The organism is Microbulbifer thermotolerans, from assembly GCF_900112305.1.
GTDB lineage: Bacteria > Pseudomonadota > Gammaproteobacteria > Pseudomonadales > Cellvibrionaceae > Microbulbifer > Microbulbifer thermotolerans.
On sequence record NZ_FOKT01000007.1, the window covers coordinates 122,869 to 144,441 of the forward strand.

Consider the following 21,573-nt stretch of genomic DNA (forward strand, 5'->3'; position numbering starts at 1 on the left):
TGCATGAATAACGCCAGCTCCTATTTTCTACCGGTTGTCATCAGCTTGCTCTTCCACGGGCTGCTGATTGCGGTGCTCAGCTTCGGCTGGGAAGCCAGGGAACCCGAGCGCAAGCCGATGCCGCAATTTGTGCAGGCCAAGCTGATCAGCGCGGAGGCGTTGACACCGAAAAAGGCCGCGCCGCCCAAGGTGGATCTGCGCGAGCAGCGCCGCCAGCGGGAACTGGAACGCCAGCGCAAAGCAGAAGCGGAGAAGAAGCGCCGCGCAGCTCTGGAGCGCAAGAAAAAGGAAGAGGCCGAGCGCAAGAAGAAGGCCGAGGAGGCCCAGCGCGAAAAAGAGCGCAAGGAACGGGAGCGCAAGGAAAAAGAGCGCCGTGAACAGTTGGAGCGCGAGCGCCAGAGCGCTTTTGAAGAGGCGCTCGAGGAAGAGGAAGAGCTGCTCGAAGCGCGCGAGGACACCCAGGCAGTGATGTCCGTGGCCCAGGCGATCCAGCAGCGCATCGAATCGGTGCTCAGCTGGCCCCCCAGCGCGCGCAATGGGATGGTGACGGAAGTGAAAATTAACTTTGTGCCCACTGGTCGTGTGGTCGCCGCTAATATCGTCAAGAGCAGTGGCAACGCCGCTCTGGACCGCGCGGTGCTCACCGCGGTGCGCAAAGTGGAAGTATTCCCCGAGGTCGCTGAGGTGGCCCGGGAGGAACCGGCGCTATTCGAGCGCCAGATACGCACAACACAATTGATATTCAGAGTCGAAGGCTTGCGCCAATGATGAGAAGACTGACCTTGATGTTGACCTGTGCCGTTACCAGCTGGCTGTTCGCTGCCGTTGCTCAGGCGCAGCTGGTGGTGGAAATTACCCGCGGAAGCCAGGACCCGACCCCGATCGCGGTGTCACCTTTTAACTGGTCCGGCAGCGGTGTCTTGCCTGAGGATGTATCCGGCATTATTTCCGCGGACCTGCGCCGCAGCGGCCTCTTCGCACCGGTGCCCCAGGAGGACATGCTGTCCTTTCCCAAGACACCGGAAGAGGTGATTTTCCGCGATTGGCGCATATTGGGTACGGAATATGTGGTAACCGGCCGCATAGAGCCCCAGGCGCAGGGCTACCTGCTCACCTTTGATTTGGTGAATATCTTCGGCCAGAACAAGATGTTCACCAAGCAGGTCAGTGGCGGCAGCCAGCAGCTGAGGGATATCGCCCACCGCGCGGCGGATGAAATCTTCGAGGCGATTACCGGTATCCGCGGCGCCTTCTCCACGGAAATGATCTATGTGCTGGAGCAGACCCGCGGCGGACGGCCCAGCTACGCACTGATGCGGGCGGATATCGACGGCGCGCGGGCGCGTGAGATCCGACGCTTCAACGCACCGGTGATGTCGCCCATGTGGTCGCCGAATGGCCAAGAGGTAGCCTATGTCTCTTTTGAAACCGGGCGCCCGGCTATCTTCCGGGAAAACCTGCGCACTGGCGCGCGTCAGCAATTGACCAACTTCAAAGGACTCAACAGTTCTCCCAGTTGGTCTCCGGATGGAACCAAAATGGCCATGGTCCTCTCCAAGGACGGCAATCCGGAGATTTATGTCCTGGATTTGATTAGCGGCAAGTTCACCCGTATGACCCGGCACTTCGCCATTGATACCGAGCCGAATTGGATGCCAGACGGCAAATCGCTGGTGTTCACTTCGGATAGGGGAGGTAAGCCACAAATTTACCAATTGACTCTTGCCACTGGTCAAGTAGACCGCTTAACCTTCGACGGTGACTATAACGCTCGGCCGCGTGTGTCTCCCGACGGGAAAACGCTGGTAATGGTACATCGCAGCAGGGGGGTGTTCACGATTGCGACGATGGATATCAATACCGGCAGAATGCGTGTCCTCACAGAGACGACCCTGGATGAATCCCCCAGCGTAGCGCCCAACGGTGCGATGCTGATGTACGCCACCAAGCGGGGGAGTAAAGGTATTCTGGCGGCGGTATCATTGGATGCCGGCGTGAAGTACAGCCTGCCGTCCCAGCGGGGTGACGTGCGGGAGCCGGCGTGGTCGCCTTACTTTGATTGATCTTTGCTTTGTTGAAGAAACTGCCCACCAAACCAGTTTTGGCGGGCGTGTAGTGCGATAAGCAAGCGTCTTACTGGATCTTTTGATAACACTAAAAGCGGAGTAGCTTATGTTGAAATCAGTAAAAACCGGCCTGGGTCTGGCCTTTGTTCTGGCGGTAATGAGCGGTTGTTCCAGCACCGATACCGAAACCAGCGGACAGCAGCAGGAGGTGGTTGACCAGACTCCGGAGCCGGTGGTTGAAGCTCCTGTTACCGAAACAGTGGCACCGCTGGACAATGTAGTCTACTTTGACTTCGATCAGTCCCTGTTGAAACCCGAGACCCGTGATTTGCTGATTCAGCACGCCGAGCGTCTGCGCGGAACCAGCACTCAGGTGCGCCTCGAGGGTCACGCTGATGAGCTGGGTACTCGCGAATACAACCTGGCTCTGGGTGAGCGCCGCGCCAACGCCGTGCGCGATTTCCTGGTTCTGCAGGGGGTAGATGCCGCTAACCTGGAAGTGATCAGCTACGGTGAAGAGCGTCCGGCTGTACCCGGCTCCAGTGAAAGTGCCCGTGCGATGAACCGTCGTGTAGAGATCAACTAATCGCCAATGGATGCCAATGGCCTTAACGATTAGAAGTATTGCGATTGCCGCAGCCATGCTGGCTGCGGCATCGCCCGTATTTTCCCAGGCGCCGATTGTCGACCTGTCCAGTGACAGTGACCGGCAATCGGCGCCTGCGTATCCGGACTCATCCTCGTCTGATGTGGCCACTTACCCCGCGCCGATCTCCGGTAATACGCAGTTGGCGCGTGCGCCGGTGCCCCCCCAGCGTCAGGCGCAGGCTGGGAGCCAGGCTGATGCCTACTACCAGATGCAGGTATTGCAGCAGGAAGTTCAGACGCTGCGCGGAGCGGTGGAAGAACTGCGCCATGAAGTCAAGCGCCTGAAACAACAGCGCACCAATGACTATATGGATTTGGACCGGCGTATTGCCCGTCTTGCGGGCACTCAGCCTGCCGAGCAGCCGCCGGAGGATCAGGGCGCCGAAAACAGCCCCGGAGGTACCGGCGCGGCCGCTCCCGCACCGGCGGTGGCGGCCAGTGGGGACGAGCACGACCGCTACCAAGCGAGCTTTGGTCTGGCCCGCAGCGGCGACTACGACGGGGCCAGTGCCGAGTTCAAGCGTCTGCTGAAGGACTACCCGAACGGCAAGTATGCGCCCAATGCCAACTATTGGCTGGGCGAGATAGCGCTGGTGCAGGGCAACCTGGAAGAGGCGCGCCAGTGGTTTGTCGCACTACTTGATGGCTACCCGAATTCCACCAAGGTGTGGGATGGGCGCTACAAATTGGGTACCGTCTACCATCAGATGGGGGAACAGGAAAAGGCCCGCGAACTCTTAGAGCAGGTGGCTGCGAGCGATGCCCGGGCCTCGGGCCTGGCAAAGCGCTACCTGGAAGAGAACTTCTGACGAGTAGCTGGTCCTCCGCTGGTTTTTTGAGCACGAAAGCTCTATGATCCCGCGCCCGGGTGGCATAAGCCGCCCGGGCGTTTTTTTTTATCTGTGGTGAATATGCCCGATCTCTCTACAGAATCACTGCGCATCAGTGAAATTTTCTACTCCCTTCAAGGGGAGGCACGGGAGTCCGGCCTGCCCTCGGTATTCGTTCGCCTGACCGGCTGCCCCCTGCGCTGTACCTACTGTGACTCCGAGTACGCGTTTTACGGCGGTGAACGTATGACTTTGGAGCAAATCTTGCAAAAGGTGGACAGTTACCCGGCGCGTTACGTCTGTGTCACCGGTGGCGAACCGCTGGCGCAACCTAACTGCCTACCTTTGCTGAGCGCTCTCTGTGATGCCGGCTACCGGGTATCCCTGGAAACGAGCGGCGCCATGCCGGTGGAGCAGGTGGATAAGCGGGTATCCCGCGTCGTGGACCTCAAGACGCCGGCTTCCGGAGAGCAGCAGCGCAACCGTATGGAAAACATTCAAGCTCTGGGCAGGGGCGATCAGATTAAGTTCGTAATCTGCGACCGGAAAGATTACGAGTGGGCCAGGTTCACACTGGACCAGTACCGTCTGCACGAGCGGGTGGGGGAAGTGCTTTTTTCCCCCAGCTACGAACAGCTGCAGCCCCGCCAATTGGCCGAGTGGATTCTCGAAGATGGTCTGCCGGTGCGTATGCAGCTGCAGCTGCACAAATTGCTTTGGGGGGATATCCCCGGCGTATAGTTCCGATATACAGCGATCAGATTCAGCGAGGAAGGTTATGACCGCAAAAAAAGCCGTAGTCCTGCTTTCTGGCGGCCTGGATTCCGCCACGGTGTTGGCTATGGCCCGTGCCGAAGGTTACGAATGCTATGCCCTGGGGTTCGATTACGGCCAGCGCCACAGCGCTGAATTGGTGGCGGCACAGCGGGTGGCGGCGGATCTGGGAGCCCGCGAACACAAGGTGGTCAAGCTCGACTTGCGCGCTATCGGCGGCTCGGCGCTGACGGATGACAATATTGCCGTGCCGGAAGAGGAAACCAGCGGTATTCCGGTGACCTACGTCCCCGCGCGCAATACCGTTTTTCTGTCCATTGCCCTGGGGTGGGCGGAGGTGTTGGAAGCGCGGGATATATTCGTTGGCGTCAATGCGGTGGACTACTCCGGCTATCCGGATTGCCGTCCAGAATATATCGATTCCTTTGAGAAAATGGCCAATCTGGCCACCCGCGCTGGGGTAGAGGGGCACAAGCTCCGTATCCGCGCGCCGCTGATGCATATGAGTAAGGCAGATATTGTGCGCCGCGGTACTGAACTCGGTGTGGACTACAGTCTGACGGTGTCCTGCTATCAGGCGCGGCCCGACGGCGGGGCCTGCGGCCGCTGTGACAGCTGCCGCTTGCGCGCGGCTGGATTCGCAGAGGCGGGGCTGGCCGATCCCACGGTTTACGCCGGCTGAGCCCCGTTGTGCCGGAGCTGTGCACACTGCGGTTTATCCTCCGCTGAGTGGCCAATTGGGAAAATATTTCCGGGGCTCGCGCGATTCGGACCCTAACCCCTTAAATTCTCTGGATTTTTTGCTGCCAGGTATTGTGTTTTGGAAATAGATCCGTAAGATACGCAGCTCCTTTAGCGAGGTAGCCAAGGGTCGTTAGCTCAGTTGGTAGAGCAGTTGGCTTTTAACCAATTGGTCGCTGGTTCGAGTCCAGCACGACCCACCATTTTCCCAAGGCCTGTCACTGACAGCCTTTTTTCAGCTTCGATCTCCGATTGGAAATCGAGCCTGTAGCCTCAACGGGTCGTTAGCTCAGTTGGTAGAGCAGTTGGCTTTTAACCAATTGGTCGCTGGTTCGAGTCCAGCACGACCCACCATCTTTCTTCCCCGTTACTAGTTCTCGCATAGACGATATCGTTTTCGATGGGTTCGCTGAGATCCTCTCTCCCAAGTGGTGCAAAAGTCAGGCCTCAAACCGCTATAATGGCGCTTTTCGTCAGTGGTTAGTGAGTAATGAGCCAGAAATCCACCCCCGCAGAGTCCGTCCATGCCGATCCCAGGGCCCTTGTGCAGGCACACTTGGCGGAGCCGGCTGTGCGCAATCACAGTGAGGACGAATTAGTACTGTGGCGCGAGCGCATTAAGCGTCTGCTCAAGGAGCAGAATGCAGTACTGGTGGCTCACTACTACACAGACCCGCTGATTCAGGCCTTGGCGGAGGAGACCGGTGGTTGTGTTTCCGATTCCCTGGAAATGGCGCGTTTCGGCGCTCAGCACCCGGCGGACACCCTGATTGTCGCCGGGGTGAAGTTTATGGGGGAAACCGCCAAGATTCTGACTCCCAACAAACGGGTGCTGATGCCGACTTTGGAGGCCACCTGCTCCCTGGATCTGGGCTGTCCCCCCGAAGCGTTCGCGGCTTTCTGCGACGCACACCCGGATCGCACTGTCGTGGTCTACGCAAATACCTCCGCCGCGGTCAAGGCGCGCGCCGATTGGGTGGTGACATCCAGTATTGCGCTGGATGTGGTGGACTACCTGGATTCCCGCGGCGAGAAGATTATCTGGGCACCCGACAAACACCTGGGCAGCTATGTGCAGCGGGAGACGGGGGCGGATGTGCTGCTGTGGGATGGTTCCTGCATTGTGCACGAGGAGTTTAAGGCCAAAGGGGTACTCGACCTGAAAGCGCTCTACCCGGATGCTGCAGTGTTGGTACACCCGGAATCGCCCGCGTCTGTGGTGGAGCTGGCGGATGTGGTGGGCTCGACCTCTCAGATTATCAATGCCGCCAAAACCCGGCCGGAGAAGCGCTTTGTGGTTGCCACGGATCAAGGCATTTTCTACAAAATGCAGCAGCAGTGCCCGGACAAGGAGCTCATCATCGCACCCACCGCCGGTGCCGGCGCTACCTGTCGCAGCTGTGCTAACTGTCCGTGGATGGCGATGAATTCACTGGAGAACCTGTGCGGGGTGTTGGAGCGCGGCGATAACGAGATATTCGTGGACCCGGAACTGGGCCGGCGCGCGATGATTCCGCTACAGCGCATGTTGGATTTTCGCAAGCCGTAAGGCGGACACGCAGAGGATCGTAAAAGAGCGGCCACTGGCCGCTCTTTTGGTTTATCCGGTGGGACTCAGAGCTCCTTTGCCTTCTCCTGCATTTTGATTACATCCTTTATCCGCTGTTCCAGAATTGCGTGGGTCTGGTAGTCATTCTTGGCCAGGCGGATACCGTGGCGCAGGTGCTGCAGTGCCTTGTCGAAGACGCCGTTCAGAATATAGTACTCCGCTCTCGCTTCGTGCACCCCGACAATGTCTCCCGCCAGACCGTGGGTCTCGGCGAGTAGGTACCAGACCGCCGGATCTTTTCTTCGCACCCGACTGTGCTTGGCTAGGATACGCTCCGCGGCCAAGTAGTTGCCGGCTTTGAAGTGGGCGTTGGCGAGTCCCATGATCAGGGCGTGATCGCCGGGGTTTTTATTCAGTGCCCGCTGCAGACGGCTGGTGGCGCTGGCGTAGTCCTGACGGGCCAGGTCGATATCGGCGCGCGCGAGAACGAAAGCATCCTTGTCCGGCTCTTTGTCCAGCAGGGGTTGCAGTGTGTCCAGCGCTGAATCGGGCTTGCCGGCGGCGATCTGCGCAAGAGCCAGGCCGTAGCGGGCTGCGTCCTCGTTGTCGTTGATACCGTTGAGTTCTGCCTGAAAGCGCTTTACGGCCTGTTGCGGTGTAGCTTCAGCGGCTACACGGATGCGGGCTCGCATCAGGTGGTAGTCGCGGCCGTTGCGGGGGGTGACATCCGGCATGCGGCTGGCGCGCAATTTTGCGTCGGCGATACGCTTTTCGGTCACCGGGTGCGTGAGCAAAAACTCCGGCGGGCGCTGATAGTAGCGGGTGGCCTTCAGCATTTGCTCGAACATTTCGCCGGCGGCCTCTGGGTCCATGCCCGCCTTGGCCAGCGTTTCAATTCCAATTCTGTCTGCCTCCTGCTCATTTTTGCGCGAGAAACGCAGCTGGTTGTCCAGCGCCGCCGCCTGGGTGGCGGTCATGGCCGCGATGCCGGCGTCGCCACCGGCGGTGGCAGCCAGCACCAGAGCCCCGAGCATTCCGGCCAGGGTGGGAATCGTGCTGTTGCGCTGTGCTTCGAGAGAACGGGCGTAGTGGCGTTGACTCAAGTGCGCCAATTCGTGGGCGAGTACAGACGCGAACTGGTCTTCGTTTTCGGCAAACAGGAACAGCCCCGTGTGTACGCCAACGACACCACCAGGCACGGCAAAGGCGTTCATGGTGTCATTCAAGACCACCACCACATCCAGGGATTTATCTTCCAGGGGGGCGTATTCGGCCAGATTTTTGAGGGTTCTTTCTACATACTGCTGCAGCAGAGCATCGTTAGATGTGCGCACCTGGCTGCGGAACATGCGCAGCCACATCTGCCCGAGTTCTTTCTCCCGCGCCCGGGACACCAGGGCACTGCTGCTGTCCCCTAGTTCGGGAAGGCGGATCTCGTCGTCCGTCGCCGCGGCGAGCGGAGTTCCCCCGAGCAGTAATCCCATTCCCAGCGCCGCCAAGCCATTGCTGAAGCGCTGCCGAAGTGGGCGGCGATTAACGGTATGGATGTCGATCATTGCTGCTTACTGCTCAGTTTGCTTTGAAGAATAATAGCGGAACACTATACGCAACCCTGTCGAACTGTCGAGGTTTTGACCAGGCCCCCAGATAAAGGTTCTGCAGCGCATTGCAAAGAACCGTGAAGCCCGTCCATAAATACACTGCTCTGAGAGTGGGGATTCCCATCCGGGATCCGCGCTATAATCCGCCGCACTTTGCAATCTCTATGACCGCAGACCCAATGACAGTATCCCCCGCCGAAAACAAGCCGCGCCCCGGGCGGGAGCGGGAAGTGACCGTGGATGCCCGCGGCCTGCGCTGTCCCCAGCCGTTACTGGCCATGCGCCGCGCTCTGCGCGAGCACCCGGTGGGAACGCTGGTGCGGGTGCTGGCTACCGATGAAGGCTCCTGGCGCGACTTTCACAGCTTCGCTCAGCTGAGTGGTGTGCCGCTAGTGAAGGCCGAGCGGCGTAGTGATGGCTACTGTTACTGGCTGCGTGTCGGCAAATAACGAGAGTGTCTATGCTGACGATCGTCAAAAACTGGATAAACCGCTATCTCGGTCAGGAAGAGGTGGTTCTGCTGGTGTTGCTGTTACTGGTGGCACTGGTGGCTATGGCCACGCTGGGGCAGGTGCTGGCTCCGGTACTGGCGGCACTGGTGATTGCATTTCTGATGCAGGGAATGGTGCAGCGGCTGAAATCCTGGAAGGTGCCCCATTGGCTCGCGGTGAGTATCGCCTGTCTGGTGCTGGTGGGCACTATTGTCGGGCTGTTTCTGGTGGTTTTGCCGATCATATGGCGCCAGTCGGTGCGGCTGTTCGCTGAGCTGCCTAATATGATTGACCAGGGGCAGGAGCTGCTGTTGTTGTTGCCGGAACGCTACCCCCGCCTTGTTACCGCAGAGCAGATCGATGAGCTTTTCAACACTCTGGGTAGTGAGCTGGGTACCGTCGGCCAGACGCTGTTGACCTTTTCCCTGACCAATCTACCGATACTGGCCGGCTTGCTGATCTACGCGGTAGTCGTGCCCATTCTCGTGTTTTTCTTTTTGAAGGATTCGGACAAGCTGATCCGCTGGTGTGTGTCTTTTTTACCCAGTGAGCGGCCGATGCTGCGCCAGATCTGGCACGAGATGAACGACCAGGTGGCCAACTATGTGCGCGGCAAGGTGATCGAGATTGGCATTGTGGCGGTGGTCAGCTACGCCGCATTCCTGCTTCTCGGCGTCAACTATGCGCTGTTGCTGGCGGTGGCCGTAGGGCTCAGCGTTCTTATTCCCTATATCGGCGCCGCGGTGGTGACTATTCCGGTGGCGGCTATCGGCCTTTTCCAGTGGGGGTGGAGCAGTGAGTTCTTTTATTTGATGCTCGCCTACGGTGTTATTCAGCTTCTTGATGGCAATGTGTTGGTGCCACTTCTGTTTTCCGAGGCGGTCAATCTGCACCCGGTGGCTATTATCCTTGCAGTTCTCTTTTTTGGTGGCATTTGGGGCTTCTGGGGCGTCTTTTTTGCCATACCGCTGGCGACCCTGCTCAAGGCGATTATAAATGCCTGGCCGACAGCGGATCACCAGGCTGAGTGGCAGGCAAGGGAGAGCGCGGAACTGGACAGTGATGAACAGCAGCAGTCCTGAAAAACGCCATTTGACGCGCTCCTCTGTCCCGCACCTCGGGGCTTTTGCTAAAATCCCGCGCTTCTTTTTGGCCCATCCCGAATAGGAATGCCCCATGAGCCTTGCCGACAAAGTACTGGCGGTCAACGACGATCTGCCGATCCGCACCGACAAACCTGTTCACAGCGGCAAAGTCCGCTCGGTCTACTGGCTGACTGAAAAAGACAGCCGCCGCCTGATCGAAGAGAAGGGCTACGCGGTTGCGCCGGATGCCCCCCTCGCGGTCATGGTGATTTCCGACCGCATCTCTGCTTTCGACTGCATCTGGACGGGTGAAGGCGGCATGCGCGGTGTGCCCGGCAAGGGCGCGGCGTTGAATGCCATCTCCAACCACTGGTTCCAGTTGTTCAAGGAGCGCGGTCTGGCGGACAGCCATATTCTGGATATTCCCCATCCACTGGTGTGGATTGTGCAAAAGGCGCGCCCGGTTATGATCGAGGCCATCGCCCGCCAGTACATCACCGGTTCCATGTGGCGCGCCTACCAAAAAGGCGAGCGCACTTTCTGCGGCATAGAAATTCCCGATGGCCTACAGAAGGATCAGAAACTGCCGGAACTGCTGATCACGCCATCCACCAAAGGCATACTCAAGGGTATTCCCGGCGTGCCGGAGGCGGATGATGTGAACATTACCCGCACCAATATCGAGGAGAACTTTGCGGCCTTCAACTTCCGTTCCAAGAGCGATATCGATCTTTACGAGCAGCTCTTGAAAGAAGGGTTTGATGTGATTTCCGCAGAGCTGGAGAAGCTGGATCAGATCTTCGTCGACACCAAATTCGAATTCGGCTATGTAACCGACGCTGAGGGCAGGGAAAAGCTGATCTATATGGATGAGGTGGGAACGCCGGACTCTTCCCGTATTTGGGACGGTGAACAGTACCGCAACGGCAAAGTGGTGGAAAAATCCAAAGAGGGTTTTCGCCAGGCGTTGCTCAACCACTTCCCGGACCCGGATATCCTGCTCAACAAAGACCGTATGCCCGAGCGCCAGGCCCTGGCTCGCGACAACGAATTGCCCGCGGCCATGTTGATGGATGTGTCTGCAACTTATGTGGACATCGCGGAAAAAATTACCGGCAAAAAGTTGGAGATCTCTGAAAATCCCAAAGCGGAACTGATCGCGATACTGCGCGACCACTATGGCCTGATCGATTAGACCTTCTGATCGCCCAGCTTATGGGGGTGTTTCATTCCCGCATGAGCAAGTCAGGTGACGGGGTGGGTATTTTGAAACCGCCGGATACATGGAAGTATCCGGCAGAGTTGCAGGCAAGTGCTCACACTTTTCCGAAGGCTCTATGATCATGTTGGAGCGCCTGCATGGTCTCGGTGTCAACGGGTGCTAATCAGTGGTTCCCCAGCCGCTGACCGCGGTAGATTTTCTTCGTCGTACCCATCTGTCCGGCCGCACAGTGTTCGGCCAGTGTCTCGCCATAGATGAGTTCGTAGATATCCCGTTTGCGGGGCTCTTCCTGCAATATTGGGTGGCCGCGGTACAGGCGCGGTGGCGCTTCCTCTCCAGTGGTGAAGGGGGCGCCCCTGCGGGCCTCCAGCGCACTGATCATCTGCCGGGTTTCGCTGTCGATAGTTTTGTCCCGTGCCCGGGCCAGCTGAGCTTCGAATCCGTAGTCCGCAAATTGCAGAGTAATACCAAATTCGGCTTTCAGGCGTTTGCGCAGCTTGCGCAATAAGGTCAGTACTTCCGAGTTCATCAACCAGTGGTTGTTGGCCACGATTCCCTCCCCCTTTTATGACGTTTGTGCATTGAGTCCAGCAAGTTCCGGGCCAATTTTCTGTGCAGGTTGGGGATGCGGATGCTGTCATACCGCTGTCGATATCGGTATGATCTGCGTCCTATCGCCCGCAGGTTAATTGTTTCAAAGAGTTTTGAATGGAGCCCACCTACGAGATCCGCAGCGGTGCCCTGGCGGGGTTTACGCTGCTGGTGCCGCGTCTCGGCGGCGACCCGGCCGCACTCTTGGCACGGGTGGGGCTGCCGGCAGACTGCATGCGCCGCCCGGATCTCTTGATCCCCATTGCAACCCTGACAAATCTGTTGAATCTCTGCGCCGAAGAGCTGGAGTGCAGCGATTTTGGTCTGCGCTTGGCGAATATGCAGGGCGTGCGTATTCTCGGTGCACTGGGCAAGCTGGTGCTCGATTGTGTGGATCTGCGCAGGGCATTGGCGGTGACGCAGCGCTATATGGCTCTGCATAACCAGGCGGAGCACTGGCGTATCCGCGTGGAGAGGGGCCGCGTGTTGGCACGGCGCTTTGACCACTTCCGTGATACGCCAGCCGCGGCGCAATACAGGGATCTGTCCCTGGGGGCTGGGTATCGGCTGATCCGGGATCTGGCGGGAGAGGACATTCGTCCGCTGCAGGTACACTTCCGGCAGGGGCCGGTGTCCACGATGCAGCAATACCGGGACTTCTTCCACATAGAGCCTCAGTTTGGCCAGCCCCACGATTGCCTAGTGTTCAGCGCGGACATCATGCAGCGGCCACTGCGCACACCGGGGGACAGTCTCGAGCGGTACTTCGATGAGTTCACGCAGCAGCTATTGGAAAAGCACCGGGGAAGCCTGGCCGCGCAGGTACGTGCGTTGATATTGCAGACGTTGGGTGCGCAGCGTCACAGCTTGACGCAGATCTCCCGCCTGATCGGTATACCGTCGCGGACGCTGCAGCGGCACCTGCAACAAGAGGGCACCGGTTTCAAGCAGTTGCTGCAGGATGCCCGTATGGAGACAGCACGCTGGCACTTGTGCGCCTCCAACATTGACATCAATTTGCTCTCCGCCGTGCTCGGATACACGGAAATCAGCGCATTTTCCAAGGCATTCCGCACCGCACATGGCCTTTCGCCCTTGCAGTGGCGTAAAAAGCAGCGTGAAAAGGACTAATACTCGCTGTTCCGGGCAATAGCACCGGTTTATGCTGGCGATTCACGCGAAACAAGAGCTTCTTGTAAAAGCGACCCAATAGCAGCTGCTGGGCCGCCGCGGTTTGGAATGCCGGTGACTCCCGACCGGGTCCGTTCATTCCCGCCCGATGCCTTCGCAATCCATTAACAGCGTCTTCGACCCCAGGTCCTGGGGCGAGCGCCACCGCAGCCTGAACCTCTACGGGTAACACTATGAATCTGGAACGGTTAAATAGCACCAAATGTTTCGACGGCCTGCAACAGCAGTTTGCGCATCAGTCGGAAGTGCTCGACTGCAAAATGCGTTTTTCCATTTTTCTGCCGCAGGCGGCGGAAGTGGAGAAAGGGCATCGTTTCCCCGCGGTCTACTGGCTGTCGGGTCTCACCTGCACCGACGAAAACTTCAGTGTGAAAGCGGGGGCGCAAAGAGCTGCGGCGGAACTCGGGATTGCACTGGTGATTCCGGACACCAGTCCGCGGGGTGGGCAGGTGCCTGACGATCCGGATTTCGCTTTGGGGCAGGGGGCCGGTTTTTATCTGAATGCCACACAGGCACCTTGGAGCGCGCACTACCGGATGTACGACTATATTGTGCACGAGCTGCCGGCGTTGATTGAACGGAACTTTCCCGTCAGCGGGCGCAGGGGCATTGCCGGGCACTCCATGGGTGGCCACGGTGCCCTGGTAATCGGGCTGCGCAATCCGCAGAGTTACACTTCCATTTCTGTTTTCAGTCCCATTAGCAATCCGATGGCTTGCCCCTGGGGCGAGAAAGCGTTCAATGCTTATCTGGGAGCCGACAGGTCCAGCTGGAAGGATTACGATGCGGCCGACCTGCTGCGTCGGGCGCCCGGGAAGTTGCCGGTGCTGGTCTCCCAGGGGGAATCGGACCCCTACCTGGAAGAACAGTTGAAGCCCCACGCACTGGAGGCCGCAGCCGAGGCAAGTGGTTATCCGCTAACAATGGAATACCACGCTGGCTATGATCACAGCTACTTCTTCGTCTCCTGCTTCATTGAACAGCACCTGCGTTTTCACGCAGATTACCTGCTGAGGAATCGCTGATAAACGCACGCTGTGTGTATTGATCAGCCGGACGCAGCCCGGCACTCACCGCGGATTTCAGCGGAGCCGCGGTCGAAGGTCTTCTCGATGATAAACCAGCCGTTGGGGCAGTAGTCGGTTTCCGCGAGAAGTTCCTCCATGCGTTCCATTGCAGCCTCCTGGGTATTATCGCGCATCTTTGCCATAGTGCCGCCGCCTTTGCCTCCGGCACCACCGCCCGGTCCGCCGCCCATGCCACCGCCCGGGCCTCCGCCTCTGCCTCCGCGGCGGCCACCGCCCATGCCGCCCTCCTGATCCGCACTCAGCTGAGCCTTGTAGGTAAAGAAGCGGTTGCCCTGATCGGAGATATGGGTAATCAGGGACTCAGAGAAGACCGGTGGCTTTTCCGGTGTGGAGCTACAACCGGCCGCCAGAGTGGCCGCCGCCAGCAGAATATAGCGTTTCATCGTTGGGTTCTCACCTTTTCTGTTGCAGTGAGGATAAGACCACGGGAAACGAATTGGTTGGGTTAAGATAGGTAAATAACTGTTAACCGGATTCATTTCGCGATGCCATCCTCTTTCACAACAGAATGCAACGTCGATCCAGCATCTTCGCCATGCCACTTGCTGTGTCGAGGCTGCGCCGTAGAATCCCAAACAGTCGCCTGAGGAGCTTCGGATTTTTTGCATATACCCTGGCCATGTTTTTTACGCTTTGGGGTAAATGCATCAGAGGCTTTTTGGCCCCTCTCTATAAAACACCATCGATAAGAGTCGCAATATGAAGAAAGGGCTATTTGTATTGTTCGGTTGTGTTTTCTCCGGACTATGTTTTGGAGAAACCCTTACAATCGAAAGAATATTTTCTGATCCGGCCTTGAGCGGTACTTCGCCCCGGGCACTCGAATATTCTCCGGATGGCAGTCGCGTGACTTTTCTGAAAGGGCGCGAGGAGGACTACAACCGTTACGACCTGTGGGAATACAACATCGCCGATGGCAAAAGCCGCATACTGGTGAATTCGGATTCCCTGCACAAGGGAGAGGAGCAGCTGTCCGATGAAGAGAAGGCGCGCCGTGAGCGCCAGCGCATCTACGGCAGCGGCATTATGGAGTACACCTGGTCAGAGAACGGAAAGTCCCTGCTGTTCCCACTCGCCGGCGATGTGTACTACTACGATCTTGAAAGGGGCACAGCGAAGCGCCTGACAGAGACAGAGGCATTTGAAACCGATGTGCGGGTATCGCCAAAAGGTCGCTATGTTTCCTTTATCCGGGATCAGAATATTTTTATCGTCGATCTGCAAACCGGTCGCGAGCGGCAACTGACCCGCGATGGCGGGGGAGCGATCAAAAACGGCATGGCCGAATTTGTCGCCCAGGAGGAAATGGACCGCATGACCGGCTATTGGTGGTCTCCGGACGAACGCCATATTGCCTACTTGCGGGTGGACGAATCACCGGTGGATGAAGTGGTGCGCAGCGAGATCTACGCGGACCGCATCGAGATGATCCGGCAGCGCTACCCGGCCGCAGGCCGCCCCAATGTGAAAATCCAGTTGGGCCTTCTCGATATCGATACCGGTAAAACACGTTGGTTAGACCTGGGAAAAGAAGAGGATATCTACATCCCCAGAGTGGACTGGGCGCGGGATGATTTGCTCAGTTATCAATGGCAGAACAGAAGTCAGCAGAAACTGGAACTGCGCTTGTATGACCTCACCAGCGGTAAAACCCGCAAACTGCTTACGGAAACCAGCGATACCTGGGTCAATCTGCACGACGATCTGCACTTTCTCAAAGACAGTGACAGCTTTATCTGGTCCTCTGAGCGCGACGGCTACAAGCACCTCTATCTCTACGATCTGAAGGGCAAACTGTTGCGGCAGCTCACTGAAGGCGACTGGGCCGTGGATGAGCTCTCGGCGGTGGATGAAGAGAGAGCGCTGCTGTATTTCACTGGCCGCAAGGATACGCCGCTGGAGCGTCATCTCTACGCGGTGGACTTGAACGGCAAAGAGGGCGTGCGCAGAGTTTCCCGGCGCGCCGGCATGCACGGCATTGCATTTGCCAAGGACGCTTCCGGCTATATCGACAAATTCTCCAGCATTACGACACCACCCCAGGTCAGCCTACACCGTGCCGATGGTGAACGGATAACCTGGCTGGAGGAGAACGCGGTGGTAAAAGGCCACCCGCTGTATCCCTACAAAAAGGACTGGATAGTTCCGGAGTTCGGCAGTTTCAAAGCGCCGGAGGGGCACCAGCTCTATTACCGCCTGTACAAACCGGCGGGCTTCGACGCCAAGAAAAAATACCCTGTTCTGGTATTTCTTTACGGTGGTCCCCATGCGCAGCTGGTGACCAATAGCTGGGATAGGGAATTTAATCAGTATATGGCGCAGCAGGGGTATGTGGTCTTTACCCTGGATAACAGGGGCTCAGCCCACCGCGGTACCGCTTTTGAAAATCCCATTTACAAACGCATGGGAACCGTGGAAGTGGATGACCAGGTTGCCGGGGTGAAATTCCTGCGTTCATTGTCCTATGTGGATGGTGACAATATCGGCGTTTACGGTCACAGCTATGGTGGCTATATGGCGTTGATGACCATGTTCAAGGCCGGCGATTACTTCAAGGCGGGCGTGTCCGGAGCGCCGGTAACCGATTGGACCCTTTACGACACCCATTACACCGAGCGCTATATGGGTAATCCGAATACCGATGGAGAAGAATACCAGGCCTCTTCGGTATTTCCCTATGTGGATGGTCTTAAAGGCCCGCTGCTGATCTACCATGGTATGGCGGATGACAATGTCCTCTTTACCAACACCACCAGACTGATCAAGACAATGCAGGATAAAGGCAAGCAGTTTGAGCTGATGACTTATCCGGGCAAAAAACACAGCCTGCGCGGTAAGCCGACGCGCATCCATATGTACACGATGATTGCGCGATTCTTTGACCGCCATCTGAAGTCGCGCGGATAAGTTCCAGCCTCGTCTGTAGAAAAGTGCCATCGTAAGAGCGGTGGCGCTTATGCCTGGCGGGATCGCGTGCTATGTGTATTGCTGAGAGTCGCTAGGGTAAAAACGCTGTACCCCTCTGCTCGGGCGCCAGCTTGCAAACTGGCGCCCGGGCTTTGCAGCGCCTTCCCGGAGGTGCCGCACGGGTCAGTCGCAATTTGCGATGCGGTGATAAAGGTGCTGTTTGAGGTAGGCGCGCTGCTTTTTGAGACTGTTGTAATGTTCGTCGTCGGTTCCGATGCCGCTGTCTTGAAGGCCGCGGATTTCCTTGTCCAAACGCTCGTATTCCCGGCTCTCGCTCAGAAACGTTAAGTCCTCAGATTTCAGTCTTCTAATGCTCTCTTCATATTCGGGAAAGTCGTTTTCTAAGGTGTGGGCGGTTATTGGCATATCGCTATCTCCCGTTTGTGCAAGTGGGCTTTCCGCGCTTCTATTTTAGTGTGCCGCGAGGGCGGTGGCTTAGCGGACAATTAATAAAAGCTAAATGATAATGACTTGCATTTAGCTTTGATGGTCACTATGATGCGCCCAAAATTGACTGGGGAAACGAATAGTGGCTTGCAAAATTGGTTTATCTGCACAACCCACATTGCTGGCGATAGCGCTCAGCCTGACTCACACCGGAACCCTGGCCCAGGAGGATCAGGCGATCGAAACCGTGGAAGTGACAGGTGAGGTCTCCGAATCTTATCTGACAGGGGAAATGGACACTGCCACTGGTTTGGGGCTTTCCAGTCTGGAGACACCTCAGTCCGTTTCCGTTATCAACCGGACACAGCTGGACGACTTCGAGCTCAACAGCCTCAATGACGCCCTGCTCGCGGTGCCCGGTATCCAGGTGGAGAGCGTTGAAACAGACCGCACTTACTACAGTTCGCGCGGTTTCGATGTCACCAACTTCCAGGTGGATGGTGTCGGCGTTCCGGCCACTTACGGTAATCTGGATGGCGAAACCGATATGGCGTTGTATGACCGCGTTGAAATCGTACGTGGCGCCAGCGGCCTGATGTCCGGTGCCGGCAACCCCTCCGCCACCGTTAATATGGTACGTAAGCGCCCCACAGAAGACTTTCAGTTGTCTATCGACGCCGTGGCCGGCTCATGGGACAAGGCGCGCCTGGAGGCGGACGCTTCTGGCACTCTGACCGAGGGCCTGCGCGGCCGTTTGGTTGTCGCCAAGGAGGAGAGGGAATCCTATCTCGACGATTACGCGATGGATAAAACCCTCATCTACGGGGTAGTGGAAAAGGATCTCGGTCAGTCCACCGTGCTGACACTGGGATCCAGCTATCAGACCAGCAATGCGGACAGCCCGCTGTGGGGTGCCTTGCCTATGCACTACACCGATGGCACGCCCACGGACTACAACGTATCCACCACCACCTCGGCGGACTGGGCCTACTGGGACAACACCGAAGCCGATGTCTTCGCGGAGCTGAAGCACACCTTTGCCAACGGCTGGGAGGCAAAGGCTTACTACACCCATGCGGAAATCGAGGGTGACAGCGAGCTGTTGTATATGTTCGGGACTCCGGACCCGGAAACAGAGGAGGGACTCTACGGTTATCCGAGTGCCTACACACTGGATGAAACCCGGGATCAATTCGATCTGCGCGTATCCGGCAGCTACAGCTTTGCCGGGCGCGAACACGATCTGCTGTTCGGCTACAACTGGGCCAAAGGCAGTGTTGAGGAGCTTTCCCTGTACGACGGCGAACTCGGCTTTCCCGCCATTGGCGACTTCAGTCAGTGGGACGGTTCCGGTATTGCGCGCCCGGTCTTCGATGACAACCCCAGCGGAAGTGATTTTGAGGATAAACAGAGCGCCTATTTCGCCGCTACCCGTGTCCATCTGATGGACAACCTGTCTTTGATCGGTGGTGCCCGTGTTGTGGATTGGAAAAGCGTTGGCGAAGGATATGGTACCAGCAAGGTCACAGAGGAGTCCGGCAAGGTACTGCCCTACGCGGGTTTGATCTACCGCATCGGTGATAATTACTCGCTCTATATCAGCCGCACTGAGACATTTATGCCTCAGGACGATCTGACCGCAGATCTGACTTATATGGACCCGACCGAAGGTGTTAACAATGAGGTGGGCGCCAAGGGGGAATTCTTCGACGGAAAATTGCAGGCCAGTATTGCCTACTATCAAACGGAGCAGAAAAACGTGGCCGAGTCTGCCGGCGAGGTTACCGATCCGTTGACTGGTGGGCCGGTGCAGGTGTACGAAGGCGTGGATTACGATAGCGAGGGGTTCGACCTGGCCCTGAGCGGTCAGCTGGCCCCTGGACTTCAAGTGGATTTCAGCTACGCCTATGTGGAAATCGATGATCAAAATGGTGAGTTAGACCGGGCTTATATCCCGCAACAAATGGTGCGTCTCTTCGCCAGCTATAGGCCACAAGTGATGGAAAATTTGAAGTTAGGGGCGGGGCTTAATTGGCAGGACGATATAGAACGCACGACCAGCGATGGATATACCGTGCAGCAGGATGCTTACGCGACAGTCCGTGCCTTTGCCAGCTACCGGGTCAATAAAAACCTGGAAATCTCCCTGAATGCCAATAATCTGACCGACGAAAAATATATCAGCAGTCTCTATTGGGACCAGGCCTTTTACGCCGCTCCGCGCAATTTCAGCGCATCGGTCAGCTGGCGTTACTGATAGCAAATGGTATGCGCGCTTTGGGATGGTGGGTTGATAGGCCCCGCCATCCTTTTTTGTTTTTCCGGATTCTGACTTCCCATGAATAAAATTTTATTCAAATTGCACAGCTGGATGGCTTTGGCCGCTTTTTTGCCGCTGCTGGTGATCTGTGTGAGTGGCAGTATTCTGGTTTTTAAGCACGAAATAGACACGCTGCTGATGGCGGAAAAGGTGCGGGTAGACACCGATGCTGGCGAACGCTTGTCACTGGACAGGCTACTTGCCAATGTCAACCAGAGCTTTCCTGACTATGAAGTGGTCGGTTGGCACCTGTTTCAGGACCCCGGACGTGCGGACCAGGTATATCTGATACAGCGCGGTAGCAGCGAATGGTCCTACGCGCTTTTGAACCAGTATTCAGGTGCAATACTGGCTGAACCGCGCGGGCTGACGCATTATTTCACCGACTGGCTGCTCGATCTTCACTACACCCTGCTGCTGGATGACCCGGGCCTGTTGTTGACCAGTATTTTTTCTGTGCTGCTGTGTCTATTGGGGATCACTGGCTTGATATTGCACCGCAGATTTTGGAAAAACTTTTTCACCCTGCGCTGGAAATCCCGCCTGATTGTTTACTTCAGCGACCTGCACAAAATGGTCGGTGTTATCGCCTCGCCAGTATTGTTGATTGTGGGATTTACCGGAGCCTGGTGGAATATCAGCCACTTTGCCCACGAGATAGCAGAGCATGCCGACGGTGCGGAGCACCATGTGATGCAGTCTCGCTTGTATAGTGACGACCTTTCCCTGCAGGCGCTGCAGGATGCGGCGCAGCAGCAGGTACAGGGGTTCGAAGCCACCTATATCTCGCTGCCCTGGGAACCGGGAGTCAATATCACCTTCTGGGGGGATGTACACACAGACAACCCCCTGCTCAGCCAGTATGCGAGCAGTGTCACTTACGATGCCAATTCCGGTGAGTTGATTGGCGCTTTTGATATCCGCGAAGCGGGGGTGGGGGCCAAAATCATCGACAGTTACCGCCGTTTGCATTTTGGTGATTTTGCCGGCTTGGCGAGTCGCGTACTTTGGTGCGTGATCGGGCTGGCTCCGCTATTGCTTGCGGTAACGGGAGGCTATATCTGGTACCGCCGGAGGGAAAAGCGCCACAATGCGCGTATGAAGAGGCGCAACAAGCGCTTGCAAGAGTTGGTGGCCTAGAAACTGTTCGCAATAGGGGGGAGTCTCCCGCTGACATGACGGGCAAAAGAAAGGCATTTCGAAACCGCCGGATGCGTCCCTGTATCCGGCGGTTTCGAAATGCCTTTCTCGTTATCTGGGCTTCTCGCCAGACTGGCGGGGGCTTGCGCTAGGCGAGCCAATCAATCAGCGCTGCCCCGCTTCTCTATGCCGGCGTCATCGCCAGTCGCGTACGGGTCTGGCGTCGCGCCAGCAGCTCGCCCAAATACATCTTCAGATATGCAGCGGCGGCGCGTTTGCCTTCCGCGGCGATCTCCTCGGTAATACACCCGAAGCGGGAATAGGAAAGCGCCCAAAAGGAGTCGTTGATGGTGATCGCCAGCAGGAATCTCTCTCGCCAATCCTGGGAGGCCGGCAGCTCGAATTCCTGCGAGATGCGTTTGAGCAGTGAATCCGCCAGGCGCAGATTATTTTCCGCCTGAAGATTGCGCAGGGCCCAGTTGGATTGCGGACCGAAATGCACCTTCAACGCTGGTAGATTTATTTCGTAGTAAGAGCGGACCAGATCGCACAGCTCGAATAACAGATCCTGCCAGCTTTCCGCCGGACCCAGTTGGGGGTGCTTGTCCAGGGCCTCACTGAAGGTCTTATAGTGACGTTCAGCCAAGGCGGTCAGACTGGCGTCCACACTGGGGAAAAAGTGGTAGACCGATGCGGCGGGAACGCCGGCCATCTGGCTGAGATTCGCGAGGGTGATTTCGCAGGAGTCCTGTTCGACGATCAGAGTTTCCAATGCATCGAGCAGTTTTTCGTACTTTTCGCGACCGTTTTTACGCTGCGGTTTGCGGGGCCTCGTGGTGTCGCGTTTCATTGAGCGCCGATCGATTTCGTTCAATGTTATTT

General features: G+C 57.3%; 20 protein-coding genes and 2 tRNA genes. 17 read left to right on the forward strand and 5 right to left on the reverse strand.

The genetic code is table 11. The features are described 5' to 3' along the window. Positions 1-3: 3 nt before the first annotated feature. The 9 genes from tolA (at position 4) to nadA (ending at position 6,608) form a co-directional block, all read left to right on the forward strand. Entirely contained in the window at positions 4-768 is a 765-nt protein-coding gene (tolA, locus tag BM155_RS12530) for a cell envelope integrity protein TolA (RefSeq protein WP_067151498.1), read from the forward strand. After that, the gene (tolB, locus tag BM155_RS12535) at positions 768-2,063 is read left to right on the forward strand and encodes a Tol-Pal system beta propeller repeat protein TolB (RefSeq protein ID WP_407939290.1); all 1,296 of its coding nucleotides are present in this window, start codon (positions 768-770) and stop codon (positions 2,061-2,063) included. The genes tolA and tolB overlap by 1 nt, the downstream gene beginning before the upstream one ends. A gap of 109 nt (positions 2,064-2,172) precedes the next feature. After that, entirely contained in the window at positions 2,173-2,652 is a 480-nt protein-coding gene (locus tag BM155_RS12540; RefSeq protein ID WP_067151507.1) for an OmpA family protein, read from the forward strand. Between the two features lie 16 nt (positions 2,653-2,668). Then, on the forward strand, positions 2,669-3,523 hold the full coding sequence (gene ybgF, locus BM155_RS12545) for a tol-pal system protein YbgF (protein ID WP_074903489.1): 855 nt from the start codon (positions 2,669-2,671) through the stop codon (positions 3,521-3,523). A 102-nt stretch (positions 3,524-3,625) separates the two neighbouring features. Further along, positions 3,626-4,285 (forward strand): 7-carboxy-7-deazaguanine synthase QueE, encoded by a 660-nt coding sequence (gene queE, locus BM155_RS12550; RefSeq protein ID WP_067157375.1) that lies wholly within the window; start codon positions 3,626-3,628, stop codon positions 4,283-4,285. A 37-nt stretch (positions 4,286-4,322) separates the two neighbouring features. Further along, positions 4,323-5,000 carry a 7-cyano-7-deazaguanine synthase QueC gene (gene queC / locus BM155_RS12555; protein WP_067151513.1) on the forward strand — a complete coding sequence of 226 codons (678 nt, stop codon included), beginning with the start codon at positions 4,323-4,325 and terminating at the stop codon, positions 4,998-5,000. Positions 5,001-5,186: 186 nt separating this feature from the next. Beyond that, a tRNA-Lys gene (locus BM155_RS12560) sits at positions 5,187-5,262 on the forward strand. Between the two features lie 75 nt (positions 5,263-5,337). Beyond that, positions 5,338-5,413, forward strand: a tRNA-Lys gene (locus BM155_RS12565). A 136-nt stretch (positions 5,414-5,549) separates the two neighbouring features. Then, entirely contained in the window at positions 5,550-6,608 is a 1,059-nt protein-coding gene (gene nadA, locus BM155_RS12570) for a quinolinate synthase NadA (protein WP_067151515.1), read from the forward strand. 65 nt (positions 6,609-6,673) lie between these two features. On the opposite strand, the gene BM155_RS12575 is transcribed toward nadA, so the two are convergent. Then, positions 6,674-8,164, reverse strand: coding sequence for a M48 family metalloprotease (locus BM155_RS12575; RefSeq protein WP_074903491.1), 1,491 nt, complete (start codon positions 8,162-8,164; stop codon positions 6,674-6,676). A 224-nt stretch (positions 8,165-8,388) separates the two neighbouring features. On the opposite strand from BM155_RS12575, the gene BM155_RS12580 reads away from it, so the two are divergent. The 3 genes from BM155_RS12580 to BM155_RS12590 all read left to right on the forward strand — a co-directional run bounded on the left by BM155_RS12580 (position 8,389) and on the right by BM155_RS12590 (position 10,980). Further along, complete coding sequence (locus BM155_RS12580; RefSeq protein WP_067151521.1) at positions 8,389-8,658, forward strand: sulfurtransferase TusA family protein; 270 nt, start codon at positions 8,389-8,391, stop codon at positions 8,656-8,658. An 11-nt stretch (positions 8,659-8,669) separates the two neighbouring features. Then, entirely contained in the window at positions 8,670-9,782 is a 1,113-nt protein-coding gene (locus BM155_RS12585) for an AI-2E family transporter (RefSeq protein WP_067151524.1), read from the forward strand. Between the two features lie 94 nt (positions 9,783-9,876). Then, entirely contained in the window at positions 9,877-10,980 is a 1,104-nt protein-coding gene (locus BM155_RS12590) for a phosphoribosylaminoimidazolesuccinocarboxamide synthase (RefSeq protein ID WP_067151527.1), read from the forward strand. A 190-nt stretch (positions 10,981-11,170) separates the two neighbouring features. Here the strand turns inward: BM155_RS12590 and BM155_RS12595 are convergent, their stop codons facing one another. Further along, entirely contained in the window at positions 11,171-11,557 is a 387-nt protein-coding gene (locus BM155_RS12595; RefSeq protein ID WP_074903494.1) for a hypothetical protein, read from the reverse strand. 158 nt (positions 11,558-11,715) lie between these two features. On the opposite strand from BM155_RS12595, the gene BM155_RS12600 reads away from it, so the two are divergent. Further along, on the forward strand, positions 11,716-12,729 hold the full coding sequence (locus BM155_RS12600) for an AraC family transcriptional regulator (RefSeq protein ID WP_074903496.1): 1,014 nt from the start codon (positions 11,716-11,718) through the stop codon (positions 12,727-12,729). 233 nt (positions 12,730-12,962) lie between these two features. After that, the gene (gene fghA / locus BM155_RS12605; RefSeq protein ID WP_074903498.1) at positions 12,963-13,814 is read left to right on the forward strand and encodes an S-formylglutathione hydrolase; all 852 of its coding nucleotides are present in this window, start codon (positions 12,963-12,965) and stop codon (positions 13,812-13,814) included. A gap of 23 nt (positions 13,815-13,837) precedes the next feature. On the opposite strand, the gene BM155_RS12610 is transcribed toward fghA, so the two are convergent. Then, positions 13,838-14,260: a hypothetical protein gene (locus tag BM155_RS12610; protein ID WP_067151538.1), complete on the reverse strand. Its 423-nt coding sequence runs from the start codon at positions 14,258-14,260 to the stop codon at positions 13,838-13,840. Positions 14,261-14,723: 463 nt separating this feature from the next. On the opposite strand from BM155_RS12610, the gene BM155_RS12615 reads away from it, so the two are divergent. Further along, positions 14,724-16,784, forward strand: a complete 2,061-nt coding sequence (locus BM155_RS12615; protein WP_254773187.1) for a S9 family peptidase — start codon at positions 14,724-14,726, stop codon at positions 16,782-16,784. 183 nt (positions 16,785-16,967) lie between these two features. Here BM155_RS12615 and BM155_RS12620 read toward each other — a convergent pair whose 3' ends face one another. Next, entirely contained in the window at positions 16,968-17,210 is a 243-nt protein-coding gene (locus tag BM155_RS12620; RefSeq protein ID WP_067151544.1) for an HP1242/YdcH family protein, read from the reverse strand. 163 nt (positions 17,211-17,373) lie between these two features. Between BM155_RS12620 and BM155_RS12625 the strand changes: the two genes are divergently transcribed. Both BM155_RS12625 and BM155_RS12630 read left to right on the forward strand, forming a co-directional pair. Then, positions 17,374-19,488 carry a TonB-dependent siderophore receptor gene (locus BM155_RS12625; RefSeq protein WP_139223258.1) on the forward strand — a complete coding sequence of 705 codons (2,115 nt, stop codon included), beginning with the start codon at positions 17,374-17,376 and terminating at the stop codon, positions 19,486-19,488. Positions 19,489-19,569: 81 nt separating this feature from the next. Next, a complete protein-coding gene (locus tag BM155_RS12630) occupies positions 19,570-20,691 on the forward strand; it encodes a PepSY-associated TM helix domain-containing protein (RefSeq protein WP_074903502.1) in 1,122 nt (373 codons plus the stop codon). A gap of 184 nt (positions 20,692-20,875) precedes the next feature. On the opposite strand, the gene BM155_RS12635 is transcribed toward BM155_RS12630, so the two are convergent. Next, positions 20,876-21,565, reverse strand: a complete 690-nt coding sequence (locus BM155_RS12635) for a TetR/AcrR family transcriptional regulator (RefSeq protein ID WP_139223259.1) — start codon at positions 21,563-21,565, stop codon at positions 20,876-20,878. Positions 21,566-21,573 lie beyond the last annotated feature (8 nt).

Coding starts and splice junctions, on each gene's coding strand:
- tolA (WP_067151498.1), top strand. CDS start 4: ATGAATAACGCCAGCTCCTATTTTCTACCGGTTGTCATCAGCTTGCTC.
- tolB (WP_407939290.1), top strand. CDS start 768: ATGAGAAGACTGACCTTGATGTTGACCTGTGCCGTTACCAGCTGGCTG.
- BM155_RS12540 (WP_067151507.1), top strand. CDS start 2,173: ATGTTGAAATCAGTAAAAACCGGCCTGGGTCTGGCCTTTGTTCTGGCG.
- ybgF (WP_074903489.1), top strand. CDS start 2,669: ATGGCCTTAACGATTAGAAGTATTGCGATTGCCGCAGCCATGCTGGCT.
- queE (WP_067157375.1), top strand. CDS start 3,626: ATGCCCGATCTCTCTACAGAATCACTGCGCATCAGTGAAATTTTCTAC.
- queC (WP_067151513.1), top strand. CDS start 4,323: ATGACCGCAAAAAAAGCCGTAGTCCTGCTTTCTGGCGGCCTGGATTCC.
- nadA (WP_067151515.1), top strand. CDS start 5,550: ATGAGCCAGAAATCCACCCCCGCAGAGTCCGTCCATGCCGATCCCAGG.
- BM155_RS12575 (WP_074903491.1), bottom strand. CDS start 8,164: ATGATCGACATCCATACCGTTAATCGCCGCCCACTTCGGCAGCGCTTC.
- BM155_RS12580 (WP_067151521.1), top strand. CDS start 8,389: ATGACAGTATCCCCCGCCGAAAACAAGCCGCGCCCCGGGCGGGAGCGG.
- BM155_RS12585 (WP_067151524.1), top strand. CDS start 8,670: ATGCTGACGATCGTCAAAAACTGGATAAACCGCTATCTCGGTCAGGAA.
- BM155_RS12590 (WP_067151527.1), top strand. CDS start 9,877: ATGAGCCTTGCCGACAAAGTACTGGCGGTCAACGACGATCTGCCGATC.
- BM155_RS12600 (WP_074903496.1), top strand. CDS start 11,716: ATGGAGCCCACCTACGAGATCCGCAGCGGTGCCCTGGCGGGGTTTACG.
- fghA (WP_074903498.1), top strand. CDS start 12,963: ATGAATCTGGAACGGTTAAATAGCACCAAATGTTTCGACGGCCTGCAA.
- BM155_RS12610 (WP_067151538.1), bottom strand. CDS start 14,260: ATGAAACGCTATATTCTGCTGGCGGCGGCCACTCTGGCGGCCGGTTGT.
- BM155_RS12620 (WP_067151544.1), bottom strand. CDS start 17,210: ATGCCAATAACCGCCCACACCTTAGAAAACGACTTTCCCGAATATGAA.
- BM155_RS12630 (WP_074903502.1), top strand. CDS start 19,570: ATGAATAAAATTTTATTCAAATTGCACAGCTGGATGGCTTTGGCCGCT.